At 45.3% G+C, this 16,536-nt stretch carries 18 protein-coding genes and 1 other annotated feature; of the genes, 14 read left to right on the top strand and 4 right to left on the bottom strand.

Going from position 1 to position 16,536, the window contains the following annotated elements; genetic code table 11:
* Nucleotides 1-22 precede the first annotated feature (22 nt).
* The 4 genes from ABXS78_RS11665 to thrS all read left to right on the top strand — a co-directional run bounded on the left by ABXS78_RS11665 (nt 23) and on the right by thrS (nt 5,535).
* Nucleotides 23-1,387: a DnaD domain protein gene (locus ABXS78_RS11665; protein ID WP_366247370.1), complete on the top strand. Its 1,365-nt coding sequence runs from the start codon at nt 23-25 to the stop codon at nt 1,385-1,387.
* Between the two features lie 25 nt (nt 1,388-1,412).
* Entirely contained in the window at nt 1,413-2,348 is a 936-nt protein-coding gene (gene dnaI / locus ABXS78_RS11660; RefSeq protein WP_095222190.1) for a primosomal protein DnaI, read from the top strand.
* 110 nt (nt 2,349-2,458) lie between these two features.
* The gene (gene ytxC / locus ABXS78_RS11655; protein ID WP_366249929.1) at nt 2,459-3,268 is read left to right on the top strand and encodes a sporulation protein YtxC; all 810 of its coding nucleotides are present in this window, start codon (nt 2,459-2,461) and stop codon (nt 3,266-3,268) included.
* 320 nt (nt 3,269-3,588) lie between these two features.
* Entirely contained in the window at nt 3,589-5,535 is a 1,947-nt protein-coding gene (gene thrS, locus ABXS78_RS11650; protein ID WP_366247369.1) for a threonine--tRNA ligase, read from the top strand.
* A gap of 174 nt (nt 5,536-5,709) precedes the next feature.
* Here the strand turns inward: thrS and ABXS78_RS11645 are convergent, their stop codons facing one another.
* Nucleotides 5,710-6,201 carry a DUF1648 domain-containing protein gene (locus ABXS78_RS11645; protein ID WP_366247368.1) on the bottom strand — a complete coding sequence of 164 codons (492 nt, stop codon included), beginning with the start codon at nt 6,199-6,201 and terminating at the stop codon, nt 5,710-5,712.
* Between the two features lie 189 nt (nt 6,202-6,390).
* Nucleotides 6,391-6,511: a sequence feature (ribosomal protein L20 leader region), on the top strand.
* A gap of 79 nt (nt 6,512-6,590) precedes the next feature.
* On the opposite strand from ABXS78_RS11645, the gene infC reads away from it, so the two are divergent.
* The 5 genes from infC to ABXS78_RS11620 all read left to right on the top strand — a co-directional run bounded on the left by infC (nt 6,591) and on the right by ABXS78_RS11620 (nt 8,699).
* Nucleotides 6,591-7,115, top strand: a complete 525-nt coding sequence (gene infC, locus ABXS78_RS11640) for a translation initiation factor IF-3 (protein ID WP_095222198.1) — start codon at nt 6,591-6,593, stop codon at nt 7,113-7,115.
* Between the two features lie 26 nt (nt 7,116-7,141).
* Nucleotides 7,142-7,336: a 50S ribosomal protein L35 gene (gene rpmI, locus ABXS78_RS11635; protein WP_095222200.1), complete on the top strand. Its 195-nt coding sequence runs from the start codon at nt 7,142-7,144 to the stop codon at nt 7,334-7,336.
* Between the two features lie 39 nt (nt 7,337-7,375).
* Nucleotides 7,376-7,732, top strand: a complete 357-nt coding sequence (gene rplT, locus ABXS78_RS11630; protein ID WP_095222202.1) for a 50S ribosomal protein L20 — start codon at nt 7,376-7,378, stop codon at nt 7,730-7,732.
* A 61-nt stretch (nt 7,733-7,793) separates the two neighbouring features.
* A complete protein-coding gene (locus tag ABXS78_RS11625) occupies nt 7,794-8,048 on the top strand; it encodes a DUF1294 domain-containing protein (RefSeq protein WP_366249928.1) in 255 nt (84 codons plus the stop codon).
* 78 nt (nt 8,049-8,126) lie between these two features.
* Nucleotides 8,127-8,699 carry a VTT domain-containing protein gene (locus ABXS78_RS11620; RefSeq protein WP_366247366.1) on the top strand — a complete coding sequence of 191 codons (573 nt, stop codon included), beginning with the start codon at nt 8,127-8,129 and terminating at the stop codon, nt 8,697-8,699.
* 33 nt (nt 8,700-8,732) lie between these two features.
* Here ABXS78_RS11620 and ABXS78_RS11615 read toward each other — a convergent pair whose 3' ends face one another.
* A complete protein-coding gene (locus ABXS78_RS11615) occupies nt 8,733-9,107 on the bottom strand; it encodes a hypothetical protein (RefSeq protein ID WP_366247365.1) in 375 nt (124 codons plus the stop codon).
* 113 nt (nt 9,108-9,220) lie between these two features.
* Here ABXS78_RS11615 and ABXS78_RS11610 point away from each other — a divergent pair, with 113 nt between their 5' ends.
* A complete protein-coding gene (locus ABXS78_RS11610) occupies nt 9,221-9,709 on the top strand; it encodes a dUTP diphosphatase (RefSeq protein ID WP_366247364.1) in 489 nt (162 codons plus the stop codon).
* Nucleotides 9,710-9,727: 18 nt separating this feature from the next.
* Nucleotides 9,728-10,807 (top strand): M42 family metallopeptidase, encoded by a 1,080-nt coding sequence (locus ABXS78_RS11605; protein WP_366247363.1) that lies wholly within the window; start codon nt 9,728-9,730, stop codon nt 10,805-10,807.
* A gap of 34 nt (nt 10,808-10,841) precedes the next feature.
* Here ABXS78_RS11605 and ABXS78_RS11600 read toward each other — a convergent pair whose 3' ends face one another.
* Nucleotides 10,842-11,459 carry a lytic transglycosylase domain-containing protein gene (locus ABXS78_RS11600; protein WP_366247362.1) on the bottom strand — a complete coding sequence of 206 codons (618 nt, stop codon included), beginning with the start codon at nt 11,457-11,459 and terminating at the stop codon, nt 10,842-10,844.
* Nucleotides 11,460-11,540: 81 nt separating this feature from the next.
* Nucleotides 11,541-11,753 (bottom strand): small acid-soluble spore protein SspI, encoded by a 213-nt coding sequence (gene sspI / locus ABXS78_RS11595; RefSeq protein ID WP_095222213.1) that lies wholly within the window; start codon nt 11,751-11,753, stop codon nt 11,541-11,543.
* Nucleotides 11,754-11,848: 95 nt separating this feature from the next.
* Between sspI and ABXS78_RS11590 the strand changes: the two genes are divergently transcribed.
* The 3 genes from ABXS78_RS11590 to pheT all read left to right on the top strand — a co-directional run bounded on the left by ABXS78_RS11590 (nt 11,849) and on the right by pheT (nt 16,403).
* Nucleotides 11,849-12,589, top strand: a complete 741-nt coding sequence (locus ABXS78_RS11590) for an RNA methyltransferase (protein WP_366247361.1) — start codon at nt 11,849-11,851, stop codon at nt 12,587-12,589.
* Nucleotides 12,590-12,926: 337 nt separating this feature from the next.
* The gene (gene pheS, locus ABXS78_RS11585) at nt 12,927-13,961 is read left to right on the top strand and encodes a phenylalanine--tRNA ligase subunit alpha (protein ID WP_366247360.1); all 1,035 of its coding nucleotides are present in this window, start codon (nt 12,927-12,929) and stop codon (nt 13,959-13,961) included.
* A gap of 15 nt (nt 13,962-13,976) precedes the next feature.
* Nucleotides 13,977-16,403, top strand: coding sequence for a phenylalanine--tRNA ligase subunit beta (gene pheT, locus ABXS78_RS11580; protein WP_366247359.1), 2,427 nt, complete (start codon nt 13,977-13,979; stop codon nt 16,401-16,403).
* Nucleotides 16,404-16,536: the final 133 nt, after the last annotated feature.

The raw sequence follows: 16,536 nt of genomic DNA, 5'->3' as shown, positions 1-16,536 counted from the left end.
CAAGAAGGAAAGGACAGATAGTATGAACAGTCAGCATATCGGGAAACTTCTGCCAGCTGATGGTTATCAGCTCCGGATGAGAGCAGTACTTCCGGAAACATATTCAGCAGCCCTGACGCATCTGTATCAGCCGCTGCTCGGGATACGGGCAGTGACCTTATATCAGACACTGGTCAATGATTATCTCCTGCATCATGGCACATGTGAACCGCAGACCCATCATATGCTTATGACGCTGCTGGACATGCCGATGGATCAATTATATGAAGCAAGACTGCAGCTGGAAGCAATCGGGCTCATCCGGACGTATCAAAATTCTGGGGAACAGAATTTGTATACATACGATTTGTATGCACCGTTTACACCAGATGCATTTTTCCAAGATGACATGCTATCCCAGCTGCTGTATCACGAATTAGGCGAAAGCAGATTCCAGCAAATGAAAGCTCTCTTTATTAAAGAAGAAGATTTGCCTGAGACGATGGAGGAAGTTACGGCATCGTTTGAAGCTGTTTTTTCAGCGAAGAATTTGACTAAGCATGCTGTTCAGCCAAGAAAGACAGCCGCAAAGCCGGTTGCGGATGCAAAGCGAGGACCTTCCATTGAAACAGAAGTAGTCGATTTTGACTGGCTTCGCCAATCATTGAAGCAGCGTATGCTAGATCCGGAAGTGATTCTTACTCCTCGAAACCAAAAGCTGCTCGAATCGATGGCTGTCTTGTACAGCCTCACCTCACCGGAACTTGACAAAGCATTGCTTTGGGCTGTCTCGGATGAGCATGAGCTGAATCCGGCAGAATTCAAATCTGCTTGTCACGATTTATTTTTAGCACGTCCAAAAACTAACGACACAAAGGTTATGGAACTTGTGCAAAAGGAATCCAAACAGGAAACGGACAAACAGGCTACCACCAAGCAGGAGCAGCTCATTCAGATACTTGAGACCATATCACCGAAACAGCTATTAGAGGATATATCCGGAAACGGGACAGCAGCTGCTTCAGACTTGAAGGTGATCCGTGACGTCATGTCTGAACAGGGGATGTCACCTGGCATCATGAATGTGCTGGTGTACTATGTGCTGCTCAAATCTGATATGAAGCTGTCGAAAGCATATATGGAGAAGATTGCAGCCCATTGGGCTCGTAAAAAAGTAAGTACAGTAAGAGAAGCGATGGAGCTTGCCAAAAGCAGCAATCAGCCATGGAATACGACAAACAGCACGAATCAATCGGGAGCAAGAAGAAAAACTTCAGGCCGTGCGGAGGTTGTACCGGAATGGTTCGATCAAAAGGGCAAGGCAGAAGCTCCCAGCGCTGCAGCTGTGCCTGATGCGGATGTAGCGCAATTGCTCAAACAGTTCAATGAAAATAAGCGGCATGTTTGACTGATAGCAGGAAGGGGGTGCACGTATGGAACCCATTCAAGCATCTTTACGGAAATGGATGCAGGAAAACAGTAATTTTAAAGAAAACTTCGAGCGCATGCAGCAGCAGGTAAGACAGGATCCGGAAGTCAAAGCGGTGTTGGAAGCAAATCCGCAGCTGACAGAGCAGGATATCCAGAGGAATCTGATGCGTCTTTACGAATATACAACACAATCAAAGCAATGCCAGGACTGTCCTTCACTTGGGGAATGCCGGAATATCCTTAATGGCTATACGCCGTCGCTTGAGGTGGATGGAAATGTCATCCGTCTGGCATATGATAAATGCCATACCCGCCTTCAGCAGGAGGAACGGGAGAAGCAGCAGTCACGGATCAACAGCTTGTACATGCCAAAGGATATACTGGAAGCGTCGACAGAAATGCTTGATCATGGCGATGCAGAACGTCAGCAGGCAATTTTGAAGACATTGCAGTTCCTGCAGCAGACAGGCGATACCATTCCTGAAAAAGGGTTGTATTTCTATGGGCCGTTCGGCGTAGGAAAGACCTATTTCCTTGGTGCCATTGCTAACTATCTGGCCGAAAGAAATATTTCCAGTATGCTTATCTATATGCCTGAGTTTGTAAGGGAAATGAAAGCTTCCCTGAAAGATGATTCGGTGAATGAGAAAGTCGAGCTGTTCAAGAAGACTCCAGTGCTCATGCTGGACGATATTGGCGCCGAATCCCAATCCGCTTGGTTCAGGGACGAGATACTCGGTTCCATCCTTCATTACCGTATGATGGAAAGGCTGCCAGTCTTCTTTACGTCCAACTATTCCATTGCCCAGCTGGAGCAGCAGATTGCCACGACTAATCGGGGTGATGTGGAACGAGTGAAAGCAGGCAGAATCATGGAGCGTATTAAGCGTGTTGCCACCGAAGTACCGTTGTTCGGCAAAAATAGAAGAAACGATTGATCTGAAAGACAAGCCTGAGAACGGCTTGTCTTTTTTTCAACTCATATTTCCATTCTCCGCCCATATAATGTAACAGTTGATAGTGGCGAGGGTGGTTGATATTGCGTAAAGTGTTTATCAAATCAAAAAAAGAAATGGATACATTCTGTTCGTGCCTGGCTATGCTGGAGGGAACGAAACAGGTGTATGTGGATGAAGATGACCGTTGGGGCTTTGAAGCGACAATTCATGATGGCTATCACCGGCGGATTGCAATCGCCTTAGTAGAAACGTTTCTTCATCATCGAGAGACAGAATGGATCGAGCAAATTGTGAAAGAAGTTTATTATTATAAGGACGAAGAAGCGATAAAACGTATAGCAGAATTAACACATACGATTCTCGTAGGTGACATGTATGAAGAAGCAAAAGAGCCGAGTTTGCCTCGACAGCAAATTACTCAGAGTTTCCAAGAAATTGCTGCCAAGCACATCAGGATTTTCTATGACGCTGTCATCCAATTCCGCAGCACTGCATACAGAGAAGCATTGATGGACGTAGTCGGTGAAGCGATAGATGAGTACAAGCGTGAAGAAGAATATCAGCTATACGTGGAATCTCTGCGGGAATATGTTGGCAAAAAGCCAATAGGAATGGAAGCGATCCATGTCATACAAGGACGTGATTTCTCCTTCTACAAGGAAGACGGAACCTGCTATTCTGCTGAGGAAATCCATTCGCTTGCTGAGGAAGAACCGCTGTTCTTGGCTGGTATCGGCAAACAAGAAAAAAATCTGACACCATTGATTGCCATGTCACCACGGCGAATTTACTTGTATGGTGACTACCCATCTGAACCGAAGACACTGACTGTCATCAATATTTTCCAGGAAAGAGCCACATACCTTCCTTTACATCAATTTCCTTTCTCCATGTTTTAGCATGTCCTTGCATTTTCCCGATTCAGCGCTTATACTTACCTTATATGAAAAAGCGACAATAAAGGACATGATAGTAAAATCCGTTTGCACTGAAGAGAGGGGAGCCTAGGCTGGAAGCTTCCTGCATACGCTTTACTGTTACCACCTTTTACAGCTCTGTCGGGGGACGAAAGAAAACCGGCAGCGTCTTATCTACGTTACAGATTCTTGAGTCGGTATTTTTACCGGGAATTAGGGTGGAACCACGAGACAAACGCTCGTCCCTTTGCACAAACTTTGTGCAAAGGGACGGGCTTTTTATAATTTAGGAGGAAAGAATAATGGCAGATGTATTAGAAATCATTTTCCCGGATGGAGCAAAGAAAGAGTTCCCTGCTGGAACAACTGGCGAGGATATCGCAGCTTCCATTTCATCAGGTTTGAAGAAGCAGGCTATCGCAGTCAATGTTGACGGCGTTGCATATGATCTGCGTACACCGCTTCCTAATGGCGGTGCAATCGAAATCGTCACACTTAAGCAGGAGCAAGGTGTAGAAATTATGCGCCACTCTGCTGCGCATTTGCTTGCACAGGCAGTAAAACGCTTGTACGGCAAAGTGCAATTCGGTGTAGGTCCCGTAATTGAAAATGGCTTCTATTATGATATGGACTTGGAGGCTAGCATCACACCCGAGGATCTTCCGAAGATTGAAAAAGAGATGCAGCGAATCGTTGATGCCAACCTTCCGATCGTCCGTAAAGTTGTCAGCCGTGATGAAGCAAAAGCTATGTTCTCTGAAATTGGCGATGAGTTGAAATTGGAATTAATCGATGCCATTCCAGAAGATCAAGATGTAACAATCTACGAGCAAGGCGAATTCTTCGATCTTTGCCGCGGTATCCACGTACCATCTACAGGCAAAATCAAAGTGTTCAAGCTGCTTAGCATTTCAGGGGCCTACTGGAGAGGCAACAGTGACAACCAAATGCTACAGCGTATTTATGGTACTGCTTTTGAAAAGAAAAATGAATTGGATCATCATTTGAAAATGCTTGAGGAAGCAAAAGAACGTGACCACCGTAAACTAGGAAAAGAATTGGAATTGTTCACAGTATCCCAGAAAGTCGGACAAGGTCTGCCGCTTTGGCTGCCAAAAGGTGCGACAATCCGCCGAACAATTGAACGCTACATCGTCGACTTGGAAGAAAAACTTGGCTATGATCATGTGTATACTCCAGTCCTGGGCAGTGTAGAGCTTTATAAAACTAGCGGACACTGGGACCATTATAAAGATGATATGTTCCCGCCGATGGAAATGGATAATGAAGACCTAGTTCTTCGTCCGATGAACTGCCCGCACCATATGATGGTGTATAAAAATGAATTGCACAGCTACCGCAGCCTGCCGATCCGTATCGCAGAGCTCGGAACAATGCATCGCCATGAAATGTCTGGTGCTCTTGCCGGCTTGCAGCGTGTTCGTGCGATGACATTGAATGATGCACATATTTTCGCGCGTCCGGATCAATTGAAAGATGAGTTCATCCGCGTTGTGAAACTTGTACAAGCTGTGTACAAAGACTTCGGTATCGATGATTATTCCTTCCGTCTTTCTTATCGTGATCCTGAAGACAAAGAAAAATATGTTGACAATGATGCAATGTGGGATAAAGCACAAGCGATGCTGAAAGAAACAATGGAAGATCTTGAACTTGACTATGTGGAAGCAGAAGGCGAAGCAGCATTCTATGGTCCGAAGCTGGACGTACAGGTGAAGACTGCTCTTGGTAAAGATGAAACATTGTCTACTGTTCAATTGGACTTCCACTTGCCAGAGCGTTTTGATCTGACTTATATCGGTGAAGATGGTAAAGAACATCGTCCAGTCGTTATCCACCGTGGTGTTGTATCGACTATGGAACGTTTCGTTGCTTTCTTGATCGAAGAGTACAAAGGTGCCTTCCCAACATGGCTTGCACCAGTCCAAGCGAAAATCATCCCGGTTTCTCCTGAAGCACACTTGGCATACGCACGCCAAGTAGAGGATGCTTTGCGTATGGAAGGTATCCGTGTACAAGTGGATGAGCGTGACGAAAAGATGGGTTATAAGATCCGCGAAGCACAAGTACAGAAGATTCCGTTCCAGATTGTCGTCGGTGACCAGGAAGTGAGCGACCAAGCCGTAAACATCCGCCGTTATGGAGAGAAACAATCTGATACGAAAGATCTGAAAGCTTTCGTTGCGGATATAAAAGAAGAAGTAGCTCAGCGCATACTGCGTAAATAACAGAAAAAATCCTTTCATCACTAAAGTGGTGGAAGGATTTTTTTGTTTACTAAGGTATATGGAGCGACTAAATAGGCATAGAGGAAAAGGTTTTCACTTTTCATGACTGTCATTATTAGTACAGGAATGGCTTTTTATTTGGCCAAGACACTTTCCTGATATGCTTGATAGAGTTCACTTTATTTTACGCTGCTTCAACATACCCTCTACGATAGGATATAAAACAGCGAGCAAGATGATGATCAATATCCAGGCGTGACCATCATCAATCCAGCCTAAAGCGATCATACTGAATTCCAATTCAATGAAGCAAAAGACCAGTACACAAATATTCTTCACCCTATTGAGCATTTTTTGGCTAAGCTGATAAAATGCTGCCGCGTTATCTTCATTCAGTCGTTTCGGGTAATTGTGTATATGAGGATATTTCCCCAATTGGTGTAAAAGAGTGAACATAATGATACTGAGTGCGGGGAGGAGAAGCAGGCTTTCTTTTGCCGCCCAGTCGTCAACGTGACCGGTCAGACCCATATGGAGAGGCACTTGTTCAGGCAGCTGGCGCCAGATTATGATCAAGAAAAGGACGGTAGCAATATATCCGCTGATTCCGATGATATCCCAGGCTTTTTCGCCGCGGGTTTTCGGTATGTTGAGCTGTTTTTGCATATATTTATCACCCCTTAGTTTATGTACGGAACAGTGGGGGAATAAGTTCCAGCTATATTATTTTAAAAGGGGAGGTTGTCAGCATCTGAAGAATATGTTACATTAGTTGAGCAGGATTACTGGGCTTCAATATGATTGACAGCATTCATCAGCTATGATAAGATTGTAAAAGTGAAATAAATATTGATCTGAGACAAGCAGAAGTACCCACTTCTCACCTGATTGACGCCGCTTGGCAGTTGGCAGGTATGAAAACAGTGTTCTAGGACAAATGTGGGTGCCGTATGCGTACCGGCATTTTTTTTATGCTTTTTTACAACCATGTTTAACTGATAAGCGGCGGATATCTTGTCCCCGATCATAAGTTTCCCAAAATATCCTGGAGGTGGATGATTATTAGCAAAGATACGAATATCAATGAGAAAATTCGCGCACGTGAGGTTCGACTCATTGATTCAAACGGTGACCAGCTTGGCGTAAAATCCCGTCAAGAAGCATTAGAAATCGCACAAACAAGAAATCTTGATTTGGTGCTTGTGGCTGCAAACGCAAAACCACCCGTGTGCCGGATTATGGATTATGGTAAATTCCGCTTCGAGCAACAGAAGAAAGAAAAAGAAGCGCGTAAAAACCAGAAAATAATCAACGTAAAAGAAGTTCGTTTGAGCCCTGGTATTGAGGATCATGACTTCAACACGAAGCTTCGCAATGCGCGCAAGTTTCTTGAAAAAGGCGATAAAGTAAAGGCTTCTGTTCGTTTCCGCGGACGTGCCATTACGCATAAAGAATTAGGCCAAGAAGTTCTCGAAAAGCTAGCTGGAGAGTGCAAGGATGTTGCAACGGTTGAAATGAAACCGAAAATGGAAGGCCGCAGCATGTTCCTAATGCTAGCTCCTATAGCTGAGAAACAGTAAGCCGAAGGATATAAGGAGGAAATACGATGCCAAAAATGAAAACCCACAAAGGGTCCGCTAAACGTTTCAAGAAAACAGGTACTGGAAAAGTAGTTCGTAACCACGGTTACACAAGCCACTTGGCTGCTAATAAATCTACTAAACAGAAACGTAAACTTCGTAAAGATGCACTTGTTTCTGCTGGTGACTTCAAACGTATCAAACAAATGCTACCTAAATAATAAAATTAAAGATTTTTTTGTCCTATAGGAGGGAATACTATGCCACGTGTAAAAGGTGGAACAGTAACGCGTCAGCGTCGTAAACGCGTTCTTAAGCTAGCTAAAGGTTATTATGGTGCGAAACATGCACTATTCAAAACTGCAAAACAACAAGTAATCAAATCCGGTCAGTATGCATACCGTGACCGCAGACAGAAAAAACGTGACTTCCGTAAACTTTGGATCGCACGTATCAATGCTGCTGCACGTATGAACGAACTTTCTTACAGCCGTTTGATGCACGGTCTTAAACTTGCTGGTATCGAAGTAAACCGTAAAATGCTTTCAGAGCTTGCAATCTCTGACGAAAAAGCATTCGCGCAACTTGCTACTAAAGCAAAAGACGCATTGAAATAAGCCAAAAAGCCGCTATCCTTTGATAGCGGCTTTTTGTATAGAAAGGGGTAGGAATATGTGGCTGGTCATTAGTCTCTATCTGCTAGTTATCAATATCGTGCTTTTCAGCTGGATGGGAATCGATAAACAAAGAGCAAAGAAGCACGAGTGGCGCATAAGTGAAAGAAGGCTGTGGATCACAGCAATCATCGGGGGCGCACTAGGCGGCTGGCTCGGGATGCAAGCATTTCGACATAAAACGAAGCATACCGCGTTCGTTATCGGCTTTCCTTGCCTTGTCGCCATGCATGTCCTGCTGATTCTTTATTTGCTGTAAGATAAATGCTGTGTGCTTGTCATAAAGGCTCGTCTCCTGTCATATATATTAGAGACATCTGAGAGGGAGTGAGCAGCAATGGACCAGGTTGGCGTAAGTCTCTTGACGGTCGTCGCGACAGGTGGATTGTTTGCACCGCTTTTGTTCATCCTCCTGTACCTGCTTCGACCTGCTTTATTTCTGCCTGTCGTTTTCCTATGTATCTCTGGAGGGATCCTGTTTGGTGCTGTAGCCGGTACAATATTGTCTATTATCGGCATTACCGCATCCAGTATGCTGTTTTATGGTGTAGCCCAGCGTTTCCCGCGGTCGGCAAACAGGATTCTCATGTTGAAACAAAAGCTGATTGGCAGGCACACGAGCTTTACAACGGGTCAAGTCGCCTTAATGCGGCTAGTACCATTTATTCACTTCCACATCTTAAGCGTCTGCTTGATGGAAACCAACCGCAGTTGGAGGTCATATGGGAAAGCCTCGTTTCTATCAAGTATCCCGCTTGCCGCAGCCTATTCTTTTGCTGGGACATGGCTGCGCTACTTGCCGCCAGCAGCGATAGCTGGGGTCTTGGTCGTCCTTCTGGTATGTATTTATCTGATGCGGAAAAAAGAATTTACAATCAAATGGGAAGAATTTTTCAAAGAAAGTGCATAAAACACTGGCGCTTCTATAAGCTCCAGTGCTTTATCATATTTCTGTCAGGACGAGCTCCTTTATCGGATGCTTCCATTCAATCGAAGCATAAGGAAAATGGCTCAGGATGCATTCTTCCATCTTATATAAATCATTTCGGGAAAATCCGGTTAATCGATCCGGCTGTACAGCATTCATCACGACCTTGGTCACTTCAATGCTGTCTTCCCTTGGCTGGAGATATTTCTTACCAATCATCCGATAGCCGCGATAGCTTAATGAGAAATAATGATCATACTGTTCGCGGTATTCCACTTCCTCTGCATTGAGGTGTGAGGGATCATCCAATTGGTTTTTCCTTGCTTTCATGACGGTGTAGAACAAAAGAATTGCTGCACCTGCCAGCAACAGGAGAAAAAGAATCTTCATAGCGAGCAGGCCTCCTTTACTTTTTGTATAGATACGATTACGCTAAAGAAGAAGTTTCATCCGTTTTACTATACCCTCACTACATAGGAATAACGCAAGAAGGAGTCTTATATATGGATTACGAATATCTATTCAATAAACAGCGGGAGCTGGATGCTTACATCGAAGACAAGCTGGAATCAACTGATCGTGACGATCTTTTCCGCAAGAAAATATTAGCGCTTCAGGTTGAAATCGGGGAATTGGCCAATGAAACCCGCTGCTTCAAATTTTGGAGCAGAAAAGGTCCAAGCGAGCAAAGTGTCATTTTAGAGGAATATGTGGATGGTCTGCATTTCATTTTGTCACTCGGACTTGATAAAGGCCTTACATATACCTCTGGGCCGTTAGCTGCCACCGAAATGGATCAAACCGATGCATTTTTGGAATTGTACCGTAGCATCGGTGCCTTTTACAGCGAACCAGTACAGGGAATGTATGAAAAGCTTTTCCAAAGCTTCCTGGAGCTAGGCCGGCAGCTAGGATTCACGGAAGCCTCGATACTGGAGGCTTACCAGCAAAAAAACGAAGTGAATCATACGAGACAGGACGAAGGCTATTAAACGGAGGAGGACTACCTAATGAATGACAAATTGAATATGCTGAAAGGTTTGACTGATGCACCAGGTGTTTCCGGAGATGAGGCAGGTATCCGCAAGGTAATGCGCGAGTATATATCCCCATTTGCCGATGAGGTAACAACAGATAATCTCGGCAGTTTGATTGCCATGCAAAAAGGCAGTAAGGCAGATGGTCCGAAAGTGATGGTTGCCGGTCATCTTGATGAAATCGGCTTTATGGTGACACGTATTGATGCAAATGGTTATCTGTACTTCCAGACGCTCGGCGGCTGGTGGAGTCAAGTCATGCTGGCACAGCGTGTAACTGTTCATACGAGAAAGGGTGAGCTTGTCGGCATCATCGGTTCCAAGCCCCCGCATCTGCTTTCACTTGAAAAACGGAAAAAACCGGCTTCTATAGAGGAAATGTTCATTGATATCGGTGCAAGCAGTAAGGAAGAAGCAGAAGAATTCGGCGTTCGTCCTGGTGATTCGGTTGTGCCTTATTTCGAGTTTACGAAGATGAAGAATGAAAAACTGCTTCTAGCCAAAGCTTGGGATAATCGCATAGGATGTGCAGTAGCCATTGATATTTTGAAGAATTTGCATGATACCGACAAGGAAGCGACTGTCTATGGTGTCGGTACTGTTCAAGAAGAAGTAAGAAGACGAGGTGCTACTACTTCTGCCAATAAAATCGGACCGGATATTGCTTTTGCAGTCGATACAGGTATTGCAGGTGACACACCAGGCATCAGCGACAGAGAAGCAACAGGCAAGCTAGGAGCTGGACCGCAGATCGTTTTATATGACGCTGCACACATTGCCCATATAGGTCTGCGTGATCTTGTAATCGAAACAGCAGAAGAGCTGAAGATTCCTTATCAGTTTGACACAATCAAAGGCGGAGCAACGGATGCGGGCAGTATTCATCTGACTGGCAATGGTGTCCCTGCATTGACAATCGGTATTCCGACGCGCTATATCCATACACATGCGGCAATGCTGCATGAAGATGATTATGATAATACCGTGAAACTTCTGACTGCAGTCATCCAGAAATTGGACAAAGAAACAGTCGAGAAAATCACTTATAGCTAAATAAAAAACCAGCTTCCAAGCGGAAGCTGGTTTTTTATGCTAGGTAGCTGCCCATTATCTTTCGGACATAATTCGTCGTTTCATTGAATGGCGGGATGCCATTATATTTATCGACATTTCCCGGGCCGGCGTTATACGCTGCCAAAGCTAGGCTGGTGTTGCCGTCATAGCGGTCCAGCATCTGTTTTAAATATTTTGTGCCTGCCATCACGTTCTGCTCCGGATCGAAGCTGTTGGTCACCCCGAGTCCAGCTGCTGTAGCTGGCATAAGCTGCATAAGACCTTGTGCACCTACGCCGCTTTCAGCCAATGGATCGAAGTTTGACTCCATCTGAATGACAGAGCGGATGAGTTTCTCATCGACTCCGTATCTGGAAGCAGCATCAGAGATGATACCATCAATCGTCTCGTTACCAGAACTCTTGGCAGTACTATCTGTAACAGATTGAACAGAGGGTACGTTTTGCGTTTGAGTCATGGAACTGAGCGTTACATAAGGATTCAGTCTAACCGAAGAACCGGTATTCATTGTCTGCATAAGCAGCTCGCTGAAAGAATGACTGGAACTTGATGTCGGCGAAAAGGCTACCCGTTGCTGATAAGATGCGAGCATCGTCGGACTAAGTGTGGAAAGCAGATAAGATGTATCCAAAAAACATATCTCCTGTCACATATTGTTAGTCCAATTGTAGCTCAAAAGAACCAGGGGTACAAGACCTATTTCAGCAGAGTTTTATCCTTGTGTTTGGACGCCCTTAGCTAGTGCATCAACCATTTCCTGCTTCTCCTGATCGCCTGCGTTTTTCCAGATCAATTCGAATAAAACTCCTAATCCAGGCAGAAGAACTTCTCTTCCATCGATGGAATCTGTGATCGTCGCTTGCAGCTGTTCCTCATTGTTGTCCTTGATATTGGCCAAGATAGCACGTCGGATATCTAAATCCATGCATGAGCACCTCCTAAACTTTTTTATAGTTTGACCTCTGTTCGTAAAACTATGTATGATAGAGGATATGTCAAGAAAGAGGAAGTGAACGTGCGTTGATTACATCAACTCAAAATGCCCAGGTGAAACAGTGGCAGAAATTAAAAAGGAAGAAAGAACGGACAAAATCGAATACATTCCTGGTAGAGGGATTCCATCTTACAGAAGAAGCAATCAAAGCTGGCTGGACGATTGACCAGCTTATATTGCGTGAGGAAACGGAACAGCCGGAATGGGCATCGGAATTGGAGCCAGTGCGTGTATCGGACCATGTTTTCAAAGCCATTACGGAGACGGAAACACCGCAAGGGATTGCAGCAGTGGTACAGATGCAGGATAAGAAACTGAAACGGCACAATCGTATCCTTCTATTGGATGCTGTCCAGGATCCCGGTAATTTAGGTACCATCATTCGTACGGCAGATGCAGCCGGGTATGATGCTGTTTACTTGGGAGAGGGTTCGGCTGATCGGTATAATGACAAGGTTATCCGTGCTACGCAAGGCTCTATCTTCCATTTACCGGTACTAACTGCCGATTTGGCACTTCTATTGCCGGAACTGCAGGAAAGCGGGTATACCGTGTGGGCAGCAGCATTAGAAGGTGCTGTCGATTACAGAGATTTGACTGCACCGAAAAAAACGGCATTACTCGTCGGTAATGAAGGGGCAGGAATCGACAAACGGCTGATCGCCCAGAGCGATATGGCTGTAAAGATCCCCATTTTCGGTAAAGCAGAATCACTGAATGTGAGTATTGCTGCGGGTATTTTGCTATATCACACGGTAAATAGGTAAAAGCGGGTTGCAAGAAGTTCCGGTATTTTCTATAATGAAACAAGATTAATATTGAGATGCGTGGAAAGAGTCAGTAATCCCTGCGGATCGCAACAACAGGAAGGCATGCCTAAGACTGAGAGCATGCCGGTTGCGGCAGCGGATGAACCTTCACTCTGGAGCAGGCACCGGGACCTTGTCGATGACAAGTAAAGGTGTATCCGGATTGCTAAATCCGTTATCAAGCTTCAAGTTGGGTATACATGTATACCAACAAGGGTGGTACCGCGAATGAAAGCTCGTCCCTTTTCGGAGGGAGGGGCTTTTTTTATGCTCAAAAATCATAGGAGGCAAAAGCATGAGAGAAAAGCTCGTAGCATTACAAGCAGAAGCCATCGAGAAAGTACAGCAAGCAGACAACCTGCAGAGCTTGCAGGATGTACGTGTCGCTTATTTAGGGAAAAAAGGTCCGATTACAGAAGTACTTCGCGGAATGGGAAAACTTTCTCCTGAAGAACGTCCGGTTATTGGTGAATTGGCAAACAAAGTCCGTGAGGCAATTGCGACTGCGTTAGATAATAAAAAGAATCTGCTGGAAGAAGCAGCACTGAATGAACAGCTTCAAAAAGAGGCAATCGATGTCACATTGCCAGGACGACCTGTCAAAACAGGCGGGCCTCATCTTTTGACTAGCATCATTGAAGAAGTGGAAGATCTTTTCCTCGGGATGGGATTTGAGATAAAAGAAGGTCCGGAAGTGGAAACGGATTATTTCAACTTTGAAGCATTGAACCTGCCGCAGGACCACCCTGCACGGGATATGCAGGACAGCTTCTATGTTACAGATAACTTGCTTTTACGCACGCAGACTTCTCCGGTTCAAGCGCGTACGATGCGTGAATACGACGGCAACAAAGCAATCAAAATGATTTGCCCAGGTATTGTGTACCGACGTGATACAGATGATGCAACGCATTCCCATCAGTTCACCCAAATCGAAGGACTGCTAGTCGACAAAAATGTACGCATGAGTGACTTGAAAGGTGTTCTGCTGGAATTCTCCCGTAAATTGTTCGGAGCCGACCGCGAAATCCGATTGCGTCCAAGCTTCTTCCCGTTCACAGAGCCCTCTGTTGAGGTCGATGTAACATGTAAGGTTTGTGACGGTAAAGGCTGTAACGTGTGTAAGCATACTGGCTGGATCGAAATCCTAGGTGCTGGTATGGTGCATTCCAATGTACTGCGCATGAGCGGCTATGATCCGGAAGAATATTCAGGCTTCGCATTCGGTATGGGTGTTGAGCGGATTGCAATGCTTAGGTACGGTGTTGATGATATCCGTCACTTCTATACAAATGATGTACGATTCCTATCGCAATACCATAAGGCATAACGGGAGGCAAAAACGATGTATGTATCTTTGAATTGGCTGAAGCAATATGTAGACATAGATAATATTACCCCGGAGGAGCTGGCTGAAAGAATCACGCGCTCCGGAATTGAAGTAGAAAGTATTGAACGCGTGGCACCAGAAAGCACGAATGTTGTTGTGGGATACGTGGAGAGCTGTGAACAGCATCCTAATGCTGACAAACTGAATCTTTGCCAAATCAATGTTGGCACAGAGACATACCAGATCATCTGCGGTGCTCCGAATGTCGCTCAAGGACAAAAGATTGCTGCAGCATTGCCAGGAGCACGTCTTCCAGGCGGCGTAAAAATCAAAAAAGCCAAGCTTCGCGGAGTGGAATCGAACGGTATGGTCTGCTCACTGCAGGAGCTTGGAATCGATGAGAAATTCGTACCGAAGGAATTCGCAGAAGGAATCTTTGTTTTCCCGGAAGAAACGGAAGTTGGTACGCCAGTAGCAGAACTGCTTAACTTGGATGATGTCATCTTGGAGCTTGGATTGACTCCAAACCGTGCTGATGCAATGAGCATGCTGGGCGTTGCTTATGAAGTGGCAGCTATCCTTGATAAGGAAGTCAAGCAGCCGGAAGAGACGTATCCGACAAGCGGCAGCAAGGCAGCTGACCTTGTATCAGTGAAAGTGGAAGATGGCGAGCTTAACCCATATTACGGCGCGTTCGTCATTGAAGACGTTACAATTGCTCCTTCACCGCTTTGGATGCGCAATTACTTAATAGCAGCAGGCATTCGTCCAATCAATAATGTTGTAGATATTACGAACTATGTACTGCTCGTTTACGGACAGCCGCTACACGCGTTTGATTATGACAAAGTGGCAACAAAGGAAATCGTAGTTCGAACTGCAAAAGAGGGCGAAACAATCCAAACACTAGATGATCAGGAGCGCACTTTAAAGGGTGATGAAATTGTCATTACAAACGGTGCTGAGCCAATCGCGCTCGCTGGTGTGATGGGTGGCGCAAACTCCGAGGTTTCCGTAGATACGAAAACGGTATTGCTTGAGGCGGCATATTTCGATGCACGTGCTATCCGCCGCTCCAGCAAGCATCATAACTTGCGCAGTGAAGCGAGTGCACGCTATGAAAAAGGCATCGACCCAAATCGTGTGGAACGAGCAGGTGCATATGCAGCTCGTCTTCTTGCTGAGTATGCTGGCGGCAAGATTGCACAGGGTATTGTGGCATTCGACGAGCTGGATCGTGAAGAGAAGCAAGTCAAGATCGATACAGCAAGTGTGAATAATCGCCTAGGCACAACAATTTCTAATGAAGAAATCGCGTCCATCCTGACAAGATTGCAGTTCGGTTTTGAACAAGACAACAGTCAGTTCACTGTGTCTGTACCAACAAGACGCGGGGACATCAGCTTGTTCGAGGATATGCTGGAGGAAATCGCTCGTATTTACGGTTATGATAATATTCCTTATACATTGCCAGAAGGTGAAGCCTTCGCAGGTAAGCTGACGACAAAACAATATTTGAAACGTCAGCTGAAGCAGTACTTGCAAGGTGCCGGACTGATGGAAACCATCACATACTCGCTTACAAGCAAAGCGCGCACAGAAATGCTTGTAAGTCCTGATGTATTGGAACAGACAGTGTACCCTGTTAAATTGAAAATGCCGATGAGTGAAGATCACAGTCATTTGCGCCTTAGCATTATTCCAGAGCTTGTTGATACACTTTCCTATAACGTGGCTCGTAAGCAAGAGAACCTAGGCTACTTCGAATTTGGCCGTGTATTCCTGTCCAAAGAAGAACAGATTACCGAGCAGCCGAACGAAACAGCTCGTCTTGCTGGTGCTTTAACTGGTACTTGGATGGAACAGCCGTGGCAGCAGGAGAAGAAACCTGTCGATTTTTATGTAGCGAAAGGAATCGTGGAAGGAATCTTTACACAGCTTGATCTTGAACCTGTATTCCAGCAATCAGAGGTTGTTGGCTACCATCCAGGACGTACGGCAAAAGTTTCCCTTAACGGCAAAGTTGTCGGCGTAGTCGGCCAGCTGCACCCGACAGTTCAAAAAGCTTTTGATCTTAAGGAAACATATGTGTTCGATTTGGACATCGCTTATTTGATGGATCAGTATGAAGAAGTACCAAGCTTCCGCACGATTCCGCGTCATCCTTCCGTTACAAGGGATATCGCACTAGTTGTGGATGAAGCAGCACATGCAGGCGACATCCAGCGCACAATCCAGGAAGCAGGCGGAGAGCTTGTTCAGCAAGTGCAGATCTTCGATGTGTATCAAGGCGAGCACATGGAAGCAGGCAAGAAGTCAATTGCCTACACGGTGCTTTACCAGGATCCGACACGCACGCTGACAGATGAAGAAGTAGAAGCATCTTATAACAGCATCATTGAAGCTGTGAAAGAGAAGCACGAAGCAGAATTGAGAAGCTAAGTTAAAGGGATAGCAGAATCGTGAGATTCTAGCTATCCTTTTTTCATTGGGTGAATAAATCATGGGGGAAACGCAAGTGTCGCTTCACTATTATCGGGAATTATAACGTTAAAAGGCATAATTCCTGTCTATA

Origin of the sequence: Terribacillus aidingensis, from assembly GCF_040703035.1 — a bacterium.
Classification (GTDB): domain Bacteria; phylum Bacillota; class Bacilli; order Bacillales; family Amphibacillaceae; genus Terribacillus.
The sequence above is the reverse complement of the archived record's forward strand: the minus strand, read 5'-3'. Positions and strand labels throughout refer to the sequence as shown.

Excerpts from the sequence above, each read along its gene's own strand:
- dnaI (WP_095222190.1), top strand. The coding sequence starts at position 1,413 with ATGGAACCCATTCAAGCATCTTTACGGAAATGGATGCAGGAAAACAGT.
- pheS (WP_366247360.1), top strand. The coding sequence starts at position 12,927 with ATGAGAGAAAAGCTCGTAGCATTACAAGCAGAAGCCATCGAGAAAGTA.
- ABXS78_RS11645 (WP_366247368.1), bottom strand. The coding sequence starts at position 6,201 with ATGCAAAAACAGCTCAACATACCGAAAACCCGCGGCGAAAAAGCCTGG.
- ABXS78_RS11605 (WP_366247363.1), top strand. The coding sequence starts at position 9,728 with ATGAATGACAAATTGAATATGCTGAAAGGTTTGACTGATGCACCAGGT.
- thrS (WP_366247369.1), top strand. The coding sequence starts at position 3,589 with ATGGCAGATGTATTAGAAATCATTTTCCCGGATGGAGCAAAGAAAGAG.
- rplT (WP_095222202.1), top strand. The coding sequence starts at position 7,376 with ATGCCACGTGTAAAAGGTGGAACAGTAACGCGTCAGCGTCGTAAACGC.
- ABXS78_RS11665 (WP_366247370.1), top strand. The coding sequence starts at position 23 with ATGAACAGTCAGCATATCGGGAAACTTCTGCCAGCTGATGGTTATCAG.
- ABXS78_RS11610 (WP_366247364.1), top strand. The coding sequence starts at position 9,221 with ATGGATTACGAATATCTATTCAATAAACAGCGGGAGCTGGATGCTTAC.
- rpmI (WP_095222200.1), top strand. The coding sequence starts at position 7,142 with ATGCCAAAAATGAAAACCCACAAAGGGTCCGCTAAACGTTTCAAGAAA.
- sspI (WP_095222213.1), bottom strand. The coding sequence starts at position 11,753 with ATGGATTTAGATATCCGACGTGCTATCTTGGCCAATATCAAGGACAAC.
- ABXS78_RS11620 (WP_366247366.1), top strand. The coding sequence starts at position 8,127 with ATGGACCAGGTTGGCGTAAGTCTCTTGACGGTCGTCGCGACAGGTGGA.
- infC (WP_095222198.1), top strand. The coding sequence starts at position 6,591 with ATGATTATTAGCAAAGATACGAATATCAATGAGAAAATTCGCGCACGT.
- pheT (WP_366247359.1), top strand. The coding sequence starts at position 13,977 with ATGTATGTATCTTTGAATTGGCTGAAGCAATATGTAGACATAGATAAT.
- ABXS78_RS11615 (WP_366247365.1), bottom strand. The coding sequence starts at position 9,107 with ATGAAGATTCTTTTTCTCCTGTTGCTGGCAGGTGCAGCAATTCTTTTG.